The 13,165-nt window shown below is 71.4% G+C and carries 14 protein-coding genes and 1 tRNA gene; 8 read left to right on the top strand and 7 right to left on the bottom strand.

Annotation, left to right across the window (positions count from 1 at the left end; translation table 11 throughout):
* The first annotated feature begins 100 nt into the window (after positions 1-100).
* The 3 genes from ACFY1J_RS16100 to ACFY1J_RS16090 all read left to right on the top strand — a co-directional run bounded on the left by ACFY1J_RS16100 (position 101) and on the right by ACFY1J_RS16090 (position 1,993).
* Positions 101-1,354: a serine hydrolase domain-containing protein gene (locus ACFY1J_RS16100; protein ID WP_390731373.1), complete on the top strand. Its 1,254-nt coding sequence runs from the start codon at positions 101-103 to the stop codon at positions 1,352-1,354.
* 23 nt (positions 1,355-1,377) lie between these two features.
* The gene (locus tag ACFY1J_RS16095; protein ID WP_390705641.1) at positions 1,378-1,593 is read left to right on the top strand and encodes a hypothetical protein; all 216 of its coding nucleotides are present in this window, start codon (positions 1,378-1,380) and stop codon (positions 1,591-1,593) included.
* A 112-nt stretch (positions 1,594-1,705) separates the two neighbouring features.
* Positions 1,706-1,993 (top strand): hypothetical protein, encoded by a 288-nt coding sequence (locus ACFY1J_RS16090; protein ID WP_390731372.1) that lies wholly within the window; start codon positions 1,706-1,708, stop codon positions 1,991-1,993.
* On the opposite strand, the gene ACFY1J_RS16085 is transcribed toward ACFY1J_RS16090, so the two are convergent.
* A complete protein-coding gene (locus ACFY1J_RS16085; protein ID WP_390705643.1) occupies positions 1,943-2,947 on the bottom strand; it encodes a Gfo/Idh/MocA family oxidoreductase in 1,005 nt (334 codons plus the stop codon). The genes ACFY1J_RS16090 and ACFY1J_RS16085 overlap by 51 nt on opposite strands.
* A 66-nt stretch (positions 2,948-3,013) precedes the next feature.
* Positions 3,014-3,790 (bottom strand): SDR family oxidoreductase, encoded by a 777-nt coding sequence (locus ACFY1J_RS16080; RefSeq protein WP_390705644.1) that lies wholly within the window; start codon positions 3,788-3,790, stop codon positions 3,014-3,016.
* A 109-nt stretch (positions 3,791-3,899) separates the two neighbouring features.
* On the opposite strand from ACFY1J_RS16080, the gene ACFY1J_RS16075 reads away from it, so the two are divergent.
* The gene (locus ACFY1J_RS16075; RefSeq protein WP_390731371.1) at positions 3,900-4,931 is read left to right on the top strand and encodes a LacI family DNA-binding transcriptional regulator; all 1,032 of its coding nucleotides are present in this window, start codon (positions 3,900-3,902) and stop codon (positions 4,929-4,931) included.
* On the opposite strand, the gene ACFY1J_RS16070 is transcribed toward ACFY1J_RS16075, so the two are convergent.
* Positions 4,912-6,072 carry a Gfo/Idh/MocA family protein gene (locus tag ACFY1J_RS16070; protein WP_390705646.1) on the bottom strand — a complete coding sequence of 387 codons (1,161 nt, stop codon included), beginning with the start codon at positions 6,070-6,072 and terminating at the stop codon, positions 4,912-4,914. The two genes, ACFY1J_RS16075 and ACFY1J_RS16070, sit on opposite strands and share 20 nt — an antisense overlap.
* A 118-nt stretch (positions 6,073-6,190) precedes the next feature.
* Between ACFY1J_RS16070 and ACFY1J_RS16065 the strand changes: the two genes are divergently transcribed.
* On the top strand, positions 6,191-7,201 hold the full coding sequence (locus ACFY1J_RS16065; RefSeq protein ID WP_390731370.1) for a LacI family DNA-binding transcriptional regulator: 1,011 nt from the start codon (positions 6,191-6,193) through the stop codon (positions 7,199-7,201).
* On the opposite strand, the gene ACFY1J_RS16060 is transcribed toward ACFY1J_RS16065, so the two are convergent.
* A complete protein-coding gene (locus tag ACFY1J_RS16060; protein ID WP_390705648.1) occupies positions 7,191-7,535 on the bottom strand; it encodes a cupin domain-containing protein in 345 nt (114 codons plus the stop codon). The two genes, ACFY1J_RS16065 and ACFY1J_RS16060, sit on opposite strands and share 11 nt — an antisense overlap.
* Positions 7,536-7,666: 131 nt before the next feature.
* On the opposite strand from ACFY1J_RS16060, the gene ACFY1J_RS16055 reads away from it, so the two are divergent.
* Complete coding sequence (locus ACFY1J_RS16055; protein ID WP_390731369.1) at positions 7,667-8,176, top strand: hypothetical protein; 510 nt, start codon at positions 7,667-7,669, stop codon at positions 8,174-8,176.
* A gap of 62 nt (positions 8,177-8,238) precedes the next feature.
* On the opposite strand, the gene ACFY1J_RS16050 is transcribed toward ACFY1J_RS16055, so the two are convergent.
* A complete protein-coding gene (locus ACFY1J_RS16050) occupies positions 8,239-8,817 on the bottom strand; it encodes a TetR/AcrR family transcriptional regulator (RefSeq protein ID WP_390705650.1) in 579 nt (192 codons plus the stop codon).
* A gap of 179 nt (positions 8,818-8,996) precedes the next feature.
* Here ACFY1J_RS16050 and ACFY1J_RS16045 point away from each other — a divergent pair, with 179 nt between their 5' ends.
* Both ACFY1J_RS16045 and ACFY1J_RS16040 read left to right on the top strand, forming a co-directional pair.
* Positions 8,997-10,424, top strand: a complete 1,428-nt coding sequence (locus ACFY1J_RS16045) for an MFS transporter (protein WP_390705651.1) — start codon at positions 8,997-8,999, stop codon at positions 10,422-10,424.
* A gap of 43 nt (positions 10,425-10,467) precedes the next feature.
* Positions 10,468-10,541, top strand: a tRNA-Pro gene (locus ACFY1J_RS16040).
* Between the two features lie 60 nt (positions 10,542-10,601).
* Here ACFY1J_RS16040 and ACFY1J_RS16035 read toward each other — a convergent pair.
* Together ACFY1J_RS16035 and ACFY1J_RS16030 are read right to left on the bottom strand one after the other, a co-directional pair.
* Positions 10,602-11,990, bottom strand: coding sequence for a cytochrome P450 (locus tag ACFY1J_RS16035; RefSeq protein ID WP_390731368.1), 1,389 nt, complete (start codon positions 11,988-11,990; stop codon positions 10,602-10,604).
* Entirely contained in the window at positions 11,987-13,141 is a 1,155-nt protein-coding gene (locus ACFY1J_RS16030) for a terpene synthase family protein (RefSeq protein WP_390705653.1), read from the bottom strand. The genes ACFY1J_RS16035 and ACFY1J_RS16030 overlap by 4 nt, the downstream gene beginning before the upstream one ends.
* Between the last annotated feature and the right edge of the window lie 24 nt (positions 13,142-13,165).

Below are 13,165 nucleotides of genomic sequence, written 5' to 3'. Positions count from 1 at the left end.
AGCGGGAGTGCCCGCGTGCCGCCGTCTCCGACAGGCGACGGCGCGCGGGCACTTCTATGCTGGGGTCCAGGGCATGCGTCCTCACCCGGGAGTTGAGCCCATGTCGCACTCCTCGACCCGACTGCGCAAGGGGGCCGTGGTCGTCACCGCGGTGGGGATGCTGCTGGTGCCGGCCGCGGGTACGACCGCCGTGGCCCTGCCCTCTACGGCTCCCCTCGCCGCCGCGGTCGCCGATCCGCCCTCGCCGTCGCCCTCCGGCGGCGACGTCCGCACGCTCACGCCCGCCGTGCGGCGGCAGCTCGACGCGACCGTGCAGCGGGTCATGCAGGAGGCGAACGTCCCGGGTGTGATGGTCGGGATCTGGACGCCCGACAAGGGCCGGTACGTGAAGTCCTTCGGCGTCGCCAACAAGACCAACGACCGGGCGATGACCCCCGACCTCTACATGCGGATCGGCAGCGAGACCAAGACGTTCACGGTGACGGCGCTGCTGAAGCTGGTCGACCAGGGCAAGGTGGGCCTTGACGACACGATCGACAAGTACGTCAGCGGCGTACCGAACGGGGACAGGATCACGCTGCGCCAGCTGGCCGGGATGCGCAGCGGGCTCTTCAACTACTCCGAGGACGACGGCTTCTTCAAGGCGCTGACGTCCGATCCGCAGCGGCCCTTCACCCCGCAGGAACTGCTCGACTACGCCTTCCGGCACCCGGTGCTGTTCCCACCGGGGGAGAAGTTCGACTACTCCAACACCAACCTGATCCTGCTCGGCCTGGTCGTCGAGAAGGCCAGTGGCACACCGCTCGGTGACTACATCCAGCACAACATCCTGGACCCGGCCGGCCTCAGGCACACCCTCTTCCCGACCGGCAACGAATTCCCGCAGCCGCACGCGCAGGGCTACACCGACCAGACGGCGACCGGCCAGGTGACGGACTCGGCCGACTGGAACCCCTCCTGGGGCTGGGCGGCCGGCGCGATGATCTCCGACCTGGAGGATCTGCGGGTCTGGGCGCGCACGGTGGCCACGGGCCGGCTTCCCGACGGCGGGATCCTGATCAGCCCCGCGGTCCAGGCGCAGCGGCTCACCACGCCGCCGACCGCCATTCCGGGCGCCGGGTACGGCCTCGGCATCTTCGACGTCCAGGGCTGGATCGGGCACAACGGCTCCCTGCCCGGCTACGAGTCCCTGACCATCTATCTGCCGTCGGCCCGGGCGACCCTGGTCGTCCTCCTCAACACCGACATCAACTACAACGGCCAGGAGCCCAGCACCGTCTTCGGCGACGCGATCACGTCGATCATCTCCCCGAACCACGTCTTCAACCTGCCGGCGGAACCCGCGGCGCGCTGAGAACGTTCAGGAGGGTGACGGGGATGGGAACGCGGTACGGGGAGGACGAGTTGACGCACACGGAGCACGAGGAGACGACACCGGCCGCTGCCGAGGCCACGCTGCGCCGGGCCAGGTTCGGCGCACTGCCTGAGCGGGTCCGCCCGCAGGACACCGTGGAGGAGAGGCCGGCCGCACCACGGGATCCGGCGCGGGACGCGTACAACCCCGACGAGTGGATGGTCCGCTACTGCCTGTGAGGTTCGACCGATCGGCCCGGCGGCGCCGTGCTCGATCAGGCCTTCCGCACAGTCGAACACCGTCTGCCGGGCGGGCCGGGGCTGCCGGCGAAGAAGGCGATGGGACCTCGCGGTGGTGTACCGGCTGCGACGGCCGGGGGCGGGGGCGATCGCGCGCGGCAACGGGTCCCCGAGGGCACTGCTCATTGCCGGGCTCGACCCCGAGGACGTGCTCCTCCAACTCGGCGTACTGCGGCGCACCGACCGCGGCTGCGACGGCGAGGCGAGGGCGGAGCGGATCCTCGGCCTCGTCGTCGACGGACCGCGCGCCCAGGGCCTGCCGTCGTGCGACACGGCCCGGGGCCCGCTGTCAGGCGCCGCGTACCTCCTCGATCGTCACCGGGCGGTGCTCGTGCAGTGACAGCGTGCAGGCCTCCGCGATCCAGCCGGCCTCCAGGGCGTCCGCGACCGTGCAGGGAGAGGGCCGGGTGCCGGCGACGACCTCGGTGAACGCGGTGAGTTCGGCGCGGTAGGCGTCGGTGAAGCGGTCCATGAAGAAGTCGTGCGGGGTGCCGGACGGGAAGGTCACACCGGGCTCGACCGAGCGCAGCGGGAGCTTGTCCTCCAGGCCGACGGCGATGGAGTCCTGGAAGCCGTGCAACTCCATGCGGACGTCGTAACCCCGGGCGTTGTGGCGGCTGTTGGAGACCACGGCGATGGTGCCGTCGTCGAGGGTGAGGATCGCCCCGGTGGTGTCCGCGTCGCCCGCGTCCTTGATGTAGTCGGCGCCCCGGTTGCCGCCCACGGCGTACACCTCGGTCACCTCGCGGCCGGTCACCCAGCGGATGATGTCGAAGTCGTGGACGGAGCAGTCCCGGAAGATCCCGCCGGACGCGGCGATGTACGCGGCCGGGGGCGGCGCCGGGTCCAGCGTCGTCGAGCGGACCGTGTGGAGCTTGCCCAGCCCGCCGCTGCGCACGGCGGCCCGCGCGGCGACGAAACCGGCGTCGAAGCGGCGGTTGTAGCCGATCTGGATCGGGACGCCGCTGCCCTCGACGGCCTTGAGCACCTCGACGCCCTCCGCCATGGTGCGGGCGACGGGCTTCTCGCAGAAGACCGGGACGCCGGCCTCGACGCCGGCCAGGAGCAGGGCGGGGTGGGCGTCGGTGGCCGCCGCCACGACGAGACCGTCCACTCCGGCGGCCAGGACCGCCTCGGGCGAGTCCGCGACCTCGGCCCCGAACCGCTCCGCGGCGGCCTTGGCCGCCTCCGCGAACGGGTCGGCGACGACGAGGGACTCGACGGCGTCCAGCGCGGACAGGGTCTCGGCGTGGAAGGCGCCGATGCGGCCGAGGCCGAGGATTCCGATACGCATGGGGGTGCAGCTCCTAGGACGGTGCGGTGCGGTTGGTGCGAAGTGCGAAGCGGCTGTGCGAAAGGGTCAGTCGAGGCCGCCGAGAACGTTCTGGTCCCAGTCGATCACCGAACCCGTGACCACGCCCGACCGGTCCGACAGCAGGAGGACCACGAAGTCGGCGATCTCGTCCGGTTGGCCCAGCTTGCCCATCGGCAGCCTGGCCGCGGCCTGCTCGCGCCAGTCGTCCCCGGCGTCGTGGAAGGCCCGCTGTGTCGCGTCCTCGCCCTCGGTCGCCGTCCAGCCGATGTTCAGGCCGTTGATCCGGATGCGGTCCCAGCGGTGGGCGTGCGCCGCGTTGCGGGTCAGACCGATCAGACCGGCCTTGGCGGCGACGTACGGGGCCAGGAAGGGCTGCCCGCCGTGTGCCGACGACGTGATGATGTTGACGATGGTGCCGGGCGCCTTGCGCTCCACCATGTCGGCCACCGCCGCCTGCATCGCGAAGAACGGGGCCTTGAGGTTGATCGCGATGTGCGCGTCGAACAGTTCGGGCGTGGTGTCCAGCAGGGTGCCCCGCGAGGTCAGCCCCGCCGAGTTGACCAGGCAGTCGATCCGGCCGTACGCGTCGACCACCTCGGCCACGGAGGCCTTGGCCCGGTCGGCGTCCGACAGGTCGGCCTGCACGTACATCGCCCTGCCCCCGGCCGCCGTCAGCTCGGCCACCAGTGCCTCGCCCGGCTCGGGGCGGCGGCCGGTGACGGCCACCGTGGCGCCCTCGCGGACCGCGGCCCGGGCGATGGCGGCGCCGACCCCCTGACTGCCGCCGTTGACGAGGACGACCTTGTCGTCGAGAAGTCCCATGATGTGCTTGCCCTTTCAGCTCTCGCGCCGCGGCCCTGTCATTCTTGTCAGTACAAACCCCTCCAACAACCAGCAGCGAGCCATCAAAAACCCCTCAAGGAGCGCCGCCGTGGGCCATCCCTTCCCGATCCGTGAGATCGCACGTCAGGCAGGTCTCAGCGAGGCCACCGTGGACCGCGTGCTGAACGGCAGGGGAGGGGTGCGGGAGAGCACCGCCGAGGAGGTCCGCCGGGCCATCGCCGACCTGGACCGGCAGCGCACCCAGGTGCGGCTGGTCGGCCGCACGTTCATGGTCGACATCGTGATGCAGGCGCCGGAGCGGTTCACCACGGCCGTACGCGCCGCCCTGGAGGCGGAGCTGCCGTCGCTGCACCCGGCCGTGCTGCGCTCCCGCTTCCACTTCCGGGAGACCGGGCCGGTGGCGGAGCTGGTCGCGACCCTGGACCGGGTCACCCGGCGGGGCTCCCAGGGCGTGATCCTCAAGGCACCGGACGTCCCCGAGGTCACGGCCGCCGTCGGCCGGCTCGCCACCGCGGGGATCCCCGTCGTGACCCTGGTGACCGACCTTCCCGCGAGTGCCCGGCTGGCGTACGTCGGCATCGACAACCGGGCCGCGGGCGCGACCGCGGCGTACCTCATGGGGCAGTGGCTCGGCGACCGTCCCGGCAATGTCCTCACCAGCCTCAGCAGCGGCTTCTTCCGCAACGAGGAGGAGCGCGAGATGGGCTTCCGCGGCGTCATGCGGGCCCGGCACCCCGAGCGCACGCTCGTCGAGATCGCCGAGGGGCAGGGCCTGGACGCGACCCAGTACGACCTCGTCCGGGCCGCCCTGGATCGCGACCCCGGCATACGGGCGGTCTACTCGATCGGCGGCGGCAACATCGCGACGCTACGGGCCTTCGAGGACCTGGGCCGCGAGTGCGCCGTGTTCGTCGCCCACGACCTCGACCACGACAACACCCGGCTGCTGCGCGAGCACCGCCTGTCCGCCGTGCTCCACCACGACCTGCGCCACGACCTGCGCGAAGCCTGCCACCTGGTGATGCGCGCCCACGGCGCGCTACCGCCCACGGGACCGGTCGCGCCGTCGTCGATCCAGGTGGTCACGCCCTACAACATGCCTACGGAGTCGGCACGTTGACCCAACCGCCCGTCTCGGCGGACCGCGTCATCGCGTCCAGTACGGCGGCACTGCGCACGGCGTCCGTGAGGGTGGTGCCGTACGGTCTGCCCTCGGCGATCGAGCGCAGGAAACGGTACGCCTCGATGACCTTCAGGTCGTCGTAGCCCATGGCGTTGGCCGCGCCCGGCTGGAACGCGGCGAACTCGCCGTCGCCGGGGCCGACGTACACCGTGCTGACGGGCTGGTCCTGGTACGTCGTGCCGCGGCTGAGGGCCAGTTCGTTCATCCGGCGGAAGTCCCAGAAGAGCGCGCCCTTGGTGCCGTGCACCTCGAAGCCGTAGTTGTTCTGCTCGCCGACCGAGACCCGGCAGGCCTCCAGGACACCGCGGGCGCCGGAGGCGAAACGCAGCAGGCAGTTGACGTAGTCCTCGTTCTCGACGGGGCCGAGCTCACCGCCGGAGGCGAGGGCGTGCCCGGCGGTGGCGCCCGTCGGACGGGCCCGCTCCGGCACGAACACCGCGGTGTCGGCGGTCAGCGAGGCGATGTCGCCGAGCAGGAAGCGGGCCAGGTCGGCGCCGTGCGAGGCCAGGTCCCCGAGCACCCCGCTGCCGCCGCGCTCACGCTCGTACCGCCAGGTCAGGGCGCCGTCGGGATGGGCCGCGTAGTCGCTGAACAGCCGGATCCGCACATGTGTCACCGCGCCGATGTCCCCCGAGGCGATCAGCGCGCGGGCGGCCTCCACGGCGGGCGCGTTGCGGTAGTTGAAGCCGACCGCGCCGTGCACACCGGCCCCGGCCACCGCGTCGGCCACCGCGCGGGCGTCCTCGGCGGTCAGGCCCACCGGCTTCTCGATCCAGATGTGCTTGCCGGCCGCGGCCATCGCGACGCCGATCTCCCGGTGCAGAAAGTTCGGGGCGGTGATGCTGACCGCCTGGACGCGCGGATCCGCGGCCACCTCGCGCCAGTCGCGGGTCGTCGTGGCGAACCCGAACTGCGCGGCGGCCTCCTCGGCCCGGCCCGGCACCTCCTCGGCGACCGTCACCAGGCGCGGCCGCAGGGCGAGCCCCGGGTAGTGGTGCGCAACGCGGGCGTACGCCTGGGTGTGCACGCGGCCCATCCAGCCGAATCCGACGACGGCGACACCGAGCGCATCCACCATGACAGCCCCTTGCCCCTCTTTGGACCGGTCCATTTCTTGTCCAGGCCACACTGGGAGCCGAATTCCGATGTGTCAAGCCCTTTGACAACCGCGCCCACCACATGGAACGGTCCATGTCATGAGACCGCCGACGATCCGCGACGTGGCCGAGCAGGCCGGAGTGTCCAAGTCGCTGGTCTCACTGGTGCTGCGCGGCTCGGACCAGGTGCGACCCGAGAAGCGGGAGGCGGTGCTGCGCGCGGTACGGGAACTCGGCTACCGGCCGAACGCGGCCGCGCGCAGCCTGAGCGAGCAGCGCACCCGCACCGTCGGCGTCCTCCTCAACGACCTGCGCAACCCGTGGTTCGTCGACCTCCTCGACGGCCTGAACTCATTGCTGCGCGACAACGGCCTGCACATGCTCCTCGCCGACGCCCGGCTGAACCGCCGCACCGGCGACGACCTCACCGGCCCCTTCCTGGATCTGGGCGTGGACGGCCTGGTGGCGGTCGGCACCCTGCCCGAACCGGCCGTTCTCGGCGCGGTTGCCGAGCGGATGCCGGTCGTCGTCGCGGGCGCCCGCGAACCGGAGCTGCCGGGCGTGGACGTCGTCGCGGGCGACGACGAGACCGGCGCACGCCTCGTCACCGAGCACCTCATCGGGCTCGGCCACCGCCGGATCGCGCACATCGCCGGGTACGGCGCCGTCGGCGAGCTGCGCCGGCGCAGCTTCGAGGCGACGATGCGGGCGCACGGCCTGGCGGCCGAGGCGCGGATCGAGGCGAGCGACATGACGGAGGAGGGTGGCTATCGCACCACCGTCCGGCTGCTCAGCCGCCCGGACCGGCCCACCGCCATCCTCGCCGTCAACGACATCGCCTCCGTCGGCGCGCTGTCGGCGGCCGAGGAGCTGGGGCTGCGGGTGCCGCGGGACGTCTCGGTGACCGGCTACGACAACACGAGCATCGCCCGGCTGCGCCACGTCTGGCTGACCACCGTCGACACGGCTCCGCACGAGGTCGGCCGGCGCGCCGCCCGCTGCCTCCTCGACCGCTTCGAGCGGCCCGGGGCAGCGGGCCGGGTCCACCTCGCCGCACCGACCCTCAAGATCAGGGGCACCTCCGCGGCGCCCCCCGGCCTCACAGATTGATCGCGTAGGCCTTGCGCAGCGTCTCGTGCACCGTCCACGTCGTACGGTCGCCCGCGCGCAGTACGGCCATGTCGCCGGGCCCGACCTCCAGCGTCGGCCCGCCCTCGACCTCGATCGTCGCCGAGCCGCTGACGACGACGAACAGCTCGTCCGCCTCGGTGTCGGTGACCACCCCCGGGGTGATCTGCCAGATCCCGCGGAGCTGCCGGCCGTCCTCCGACTCCCAGACCACCTTTCCGGTCACCTCGGGCGACCCGGAGACGATCTGCTCCGGGTCGAGGGGCTCGGGTTCGAGCTCGGCGTCCGGGATGTGGAGAGCGAAGCTGTGGGTCATGAGGCGACCCTAGCGAGTTCACCGGCGCCCGCGCCGTCGACAGAATGTGGGGCATCGGGCCTGGTGGGAGGACACTTCGTCGGGGCGAAGCAAAGTGGCGGCGCCGCCGGACGCGGGTGAACGTAAGGAGTATGGACGACTCCACGGATGCCCCCGAGCCCCGCCCGCACGGCACCCGCGAAGCCGTCCTCTTCGGCGGGGTCTACGGCGCCGTACTGGCCAGCGCGATGGTCGCCGCGCTCACCGAGTACGGCCACTCCTCCCAGGCCAGCCGTCGCTACGACGCCCTCTGGCTGCTGGTGACCGCGTTCGCCTCCGCCCTCGCGCACGGCTACGCCCACTACATCGCCGAGCGGGGCCCGCACCGGGGCTGGGAGATCCTGCGCATCCTGGCCGACGAGTGGCCGCTGGTCGCGGCCGTGATCCCCACGGTCTTCATCCTCGCGGGGGCCGGGTGGGGCTGGTGGTCCGCCAGCGGGGTCGAGTACCCGGCGTTCGTCCTGAACATCCTCATCCTGTTCGTCCTGGGGCTGGTCACCGCCCGCCGGTCGGCGCGCAGCCGGCCCATGGCCGTGCTGATCGGCGCGGGGGACGCGCTGCTCGGGGTGGTCGTGGTGGTGGCGAACGCGCTCATCCATTAGCCGGGAGTCCGGCGTGACCAGGCCCTTCCGGCACGCCCGCTCGGCCTCGGCATCGGCCGACCTCAGCGCGTGACGCGCACGCCGTCCAGTGCGATCGCCAGCACGCGGTCGCGCTGGGCGTCGTCGTCGAAGGAGGTCGCCGTGATCCCGGCTACCAGCCGCAGCAGGTCGCCGAAGTCCATGTCGGCGCGTGCCTCGCCCGCCTTCTGCGCCCGCTCCAGCAGCGGTCCGCCGGCGGAGTACATCGAGTCGCGGCAGGCCTGGAAGATCTCCGACTCGTCGTTGAGGGCCTCGCGCACCGCGCGCTTGGTGACCATGTAGCCCGTGAACCGGTCCAGCCAAGTGGTCAGCGCCTGCCACGGCGGCAGCTCGGCCGCCTCTACGGCGGCCCGGCACAGGGCGTTCACCTCGTCCGCGTAGACGCTCTCGAAGAGGTCGCGGCGGGTGGGGAAGTTCCGGTACAGCGTGCCGATGCCGACGCCCGCGCGCCGGGCGATGTCCTCCAGCGAGGCCTCCGCGCCGTGCTCCGCGAACGCCTCGCGCGCGGCCGCGAGCAGGGCGTCGAAGTTGCGGGCGGCGTCCTTACGGTGCGGCCGCCGGGACGCGACGATCTCGCTGACGGGGAAAGGCTCGGCCGACACTGCTGCCTCCCGGGGCGGGAATCGAATTGAAGCGGAGGTGCACCTCCGCTATGGTGGAGGGGTACCTCCACTTTAGCAGTCCGGGGGTGCACCGGCCGTGGGCAGACGTGTATCCGCGGCGACCCCGGACACCCCTCATTCCTCTCATTCCTCCCGCTCCGATTCGGAGAGGCTCTGTCGTGCCCCGAAACTCCACCCGCCTCACCTTCGCGGTCCTCGCGACCGGTGCGGGCGTGTTCGCCATGCTGCAGTCGCTGATCGCGCCGGCCCTGCCGACCGTCCAGCACGCCATGCACAGCTCCCAGTCCACCGCGACCTGGGTGATGACGGCGTATCTGCTGTCCGCCTCGGTCTTCACGCCGATCCTCGGCCGCGTCGGCGACCTGGTCGGCCGCAAGCGCACCCTCGTCGCCGTCCTCGTGGCCGTCCTCGCCGGCTGTCTGGTCGCCGCGCTCGCGCCGAACATAGGCGTCCTGATCGTGGCCCGGGTCGTCCAGGGCGTCGGCGGCGCCCTGTTCCCGCTGTCGTTCGGCATCATCCGGGACGAGTTCGCTCCTGCCCGGGTCAGCGGCAGCATCAGCAACCTGTCCGCGGTGATCGCGGCCGGTGGGGGCGTCGGCATGGTGGCCGCCGGTCCCATCGTGTCCGCGCTCGACTACCGCTGGCTGTTCTGGATCCCGGTCGCCGTCGTCGCCGCCACCGTGCCGATCGCCCTGCGCTATGTGCCCGAGTCGCCCAACCGGGCCGAGGGAAGCGTCAGTTGGCTCGGTGCCGGACTGCTGTCGGCCTGGCTGGTGGCCCTGCTCCTGCCGCTCAGTCAGGCGGGGCAGTGGGGCTGGGGCTCGGTGAAGGTGCTCGGGCTCTTCGCGGCCGCCGCCGTGCTGTTCGCCGGTTGGCTGCTGGTCGAGGCCCGCTCCCGCACCCCGCTGATCGACCTGCGCGTGATGCGGCTGCCCGCCGTGTGGACCACCAACACCGCGGCCCTGCTGTTCGGCGCCGGCATGTACGCGATCTGGTCCTTCCTCCCCGGATTCGTACAGACGCCCCGCTCGGCCGGGTACGGCTTCGGCGCCACCGTGACCGAATCCGGACTGCTCATGCTGCCGATGCTCGTCGCGATGTTCCTCTCCGGTGTCCTCGGCGGCCGCCTCGCCCCCGTCATGGGTCCCAAGGCACAGCTCACCACCGGTGCCGCGCTCGGCGCCTTCGCCCTCGGCTTCCTCGCCCTGTGGCACGACGAGCGGTGGCAGATCGCCTTCGTCGCGGGCGTGTTCGGCCTCGGCATCGGACTCGCCTTCGCCTCGATGGCCAACCTCGTCGTGGCCAGCGTCCCGGCCGAGCAGACCGGCGCCGCGACCGGAATGAACGCCAACATCCGCACCATCGGCGGCTCCGTCGGTGCCGCGCTGACCAGCGTCCTGGTCACCGGCCGGCTCCAGCCCTCCGGCCTGCCGTACGGCTCCGGCTACACCCATGGCTTCACGCTGCTGGCGCTGCTGTGCCTCGGTGCCGCGGGCGCCGCGCTCTTCGTCCCGGTGCGGCACGCCGGCCGGGTCACCGGCCCTGTCGCGGAGCGAGCGGCAGCAGCACCCGTACGCGTGCGGTAGGGTTGACCTGCGCGATCACACGGAACACCGTGTGACATCGCACCGGGACGTGGCGCAGCTTGGTAGCGCACTTGACTGGGGGTCAAGGGGTCGCAGGTTCAAATCCTGTCGTCCCGACTTGCGAAGGCGCAGTTCAGGGCCCGGGCCGGAGTAATCCGGTCCGGGCCCTTCCTCGTGCTACTCCGCAGCGGCGGAGCTGCCTCGACGACGTCGCTCCGCGACCATGGGCAGCGGGCCCGTGCTCAGGCTCGCCTTCGGCTCCGGCCGGATGCCGGGGCCGGGCCGGGGCCTCAGCCGCCAGCCCGCGGCGACGGTGGCCAGGACCAGCATGACTTCGATCGTGCCGAACCGGTCTCCGATGCATTTGCGGCTGCCGCCACCGAAGGAGTTCCAGGCACCCCGCGGTACGGCCTTGGCCCGCTCGGGCAGCCAGCGGTCGGGGTCGAACCGGTCGGGGGCGGGGTACAGGGCCGGATTGCGGCCGAGGGCGTAGAAGCTGAGCAGCACGATGGTGCCCGGGGCGAGTCGGACTCCGGCGAGCTCCGTCTCGCACGTGGTCGACCGCGTCAGCAACCAGGTCGTCGGGTACATGCGCAGCGACTCGATGATCACACGCCGGGTGTAGTCCAGGTGGGGCAGGTCGTCGAAGCCGGGCCGGCGGCCGGGGAGGAGCCCGTCCAGCTCACGGTGCAACTGCTCCGCCGCCTCGGGATTTTCGCCGAGGAGGTGGAAGATCCAGGACAGTGTGTTGCCCGTGGTCTCGGTCGCGCCCAGCAGCAGGGTCATGACCTGGTCGTGGATCTCGTCCCCGGCCAGTCGCTCGCCGGTTTCCTCGTCCTCGGCTCCGAGCAGACCGGACAGCAGGTCCCCGTGATCGACTCCGGCCGCATGCGCGCCGATGGTCTCGTCGATGACGCTGCGCATCCGCTCCAGAGCCCGGTCGAAACGGCGGTTGCTCCGGGTGGGCAGCTTCTCCAGCAGGCCGACGGGCGCGACCATGCGCGTGTAGAAGCCCCGGGTGATGACCGGCAGACAGCGCTGTATCTCGGCGACGGCCCGGTCCTCGATCCGGGTGGAGAACAGCGTGCGGACGATGATGCGCGCGGTCAGGGCCTGCATCGCGGCATTGACGTCGAAGGCCCGCCCTTCCTCCCAAGAGTCGAGCATGGCGCCGATCTCGTGGTCCATCACGGTGGCGTAACCGGCCATCCTCTCGGGGCGGAAGGCCGGTTGCATCAGCCGGCGCTGGCGCCGGTGGTCCGCCCAGGAGGACGTGGCCAGGCCATTGCCCGTGAGCAGGCGGACCTTGTCGAAGAGCGGGCCGCCCTTGTCGAAGGTCCGCGAGTCCCGCAGCACCTGCTGGACCAGGTCGGGATGGCAGACCAGGTACGTCCGCTGGGGGCCGAGCCGTACCTCCACCAGATCGCCGTGGGCGGGCAGTGCGGCCAGGAAGTCCAACGGCCGTCGCCGCAGGGGTATCGCATGGCCGAGCAGGGGGAGTCCACCGGGAGCCACGCCCGTGGTCGCGGGGCGCGAGACCGGTGGTGCCTCGTGGGTCGCCGTCAACTCTTGTGCTCCTTCCGGTGTGGTTGCTGAAAGCGCTGGTCCGTTGTCGCGCCGTTTCCCTGGCCGGCCCGGGGCAGGAATCTGGCGATGGGCGCGGTGAGGCTGACCCATCCGGAGGTGGAGCCGTCCCATACCGATCCGTCGCCGAAGTAGCGAGGGGTGAGGTATTCGTACTCCTGGCTGCCGGCGAGCAGATGATCAAGCCCGTCGAGATAGGCGCGGACGTCCGCGCGGGCGCCGAAGGGGCCGTGCCGCACCGTGTCCCGGGCCGCGATGTACGCCCGCTCATGGAGTTCGACCAACTCGCAGACCCTGTCGACGGACTGCTGGAGTGTCAGCCCGTCGTGGCAGCACAGCACCCGTACCGCGTTCATGGGGTCTCCCTGCTCCTTGCGCAGGGACAGCAGGTCGTTGACGAGGATCAACTGACGCATCGCGTGGGCGTGCATGTCCACGAAACGAGGTGACGCGGCCGGCTCGGTCAGGTCGATCGCGAGGGCGTACTCGGTGAGCAGAAGGATGAAGTCGCAGCCGAAGCTGTCGAGTCGCATGGCCAGGTAGGTGTCGTAGTCCGGAACCGAGCCGGACAGCTGGTAGGGAAGCTCGCTGGTGATTCCCCGCAGGAAGCTGCTCATGCTCGACTTGAAGCGCCGGACCTGATGCGGGCTCAGCCCGGGGCTTATGCGCCGCCACAGATCTCGGGCCGCCCGTCCGAACGGGGAGTTGTCGCTCGTTGCGGCTGCCGTCCCGGCGGCGAAGTCGGCCATGATCCTGTCGAAGACGTCGCGGGCTCCGAGGTGGCTGGCTCCCAGGCCGGTGTGGTCCGCCGCCAGATTGTCGATGAGCCCGACGAAATGGTAGAAGTCGGCAAGATCCAGTACGCGTTGCTCGTCGGCCGTCGGGGCGATGAGGGGTGCGTACAGGCCCACGCGTTCACGCAGGAGTTTCAGCAGGTCCTCTTCGTCGGCGAAGCACCCTGCCAGCTGCCGGCGCACCCAGGCATTCGACCGGAACTCGATCTGCGCCGCCTTGGGGTGGTACACCACCGGAAGAAGCCGCGGCAGCTCCGGAAGGAAGAATCCCTCGGGCTTCTCGTCCTCGTGCCGGGCAAGCAGCGAGGTGCCCGTGCGCAGTGATGAGATGTCGGACATGAGGTCCCCCTGGAATCACGGGAT

The organism is Streptomyces sp. NPDC001406, assembly GCF_042895285.1.
Classification (GTDB): domain Bacteria; phylum Actinomycetota; class Actinomycetes; order Streptomycetales; family Streptomycetaceae; genus Streptomyces.
The sequence above is the reverse complement of the archived record's forward strand: the minus strand, read 5'-3'. Positions and strand labels throughout refer to the sequence as shown.